General features: G+C 69.6%; 1 protein-coding gene. It reads left to right on the top strand.

Features of this window, described 5'->3' with window-relative positions; genetic code table 11:
* On the top strand, positions 1–270 hold a 270-nt coding region (locus tag ACWXWW_RS18060; protein WP_455971393.1), incomplete at both ends, for a hypothetical protein.

Genomic DNA, 270 nt, shown 5'->3' with positions numbered 1-270 from the left:
AGCCTGTGGATCGGCGCGGCGGTGGCGACCAAATGGCCGCTCGCGCTGGCGGCGATCCCGGTCGCCTGCGCGATGCTGCTGCGCGTGCGCGACGGACAGATGCGGCCCGAAGCCATGCTTGCCCGGCTGGCGGCGGTGGGTGCGATGAGCCTTGCCTTCCTGTTCCTCCTGTCCCCCTATCTGCTGATCGACCATCAGACGGTGGCGCGCAACCTGACCGGCGAGGGTCAGATCCGTCATCTGGGATCGACCGGGGGCACGCCGCTCTAC

It is taken from the genome of Microbacterium sp. KNMS, from assembly GCF_053851835.1.
Note: the sequence above shows the minus strand (reverse complement) of the source record. Positions and strands in the feature narration are given on the sequence as shown.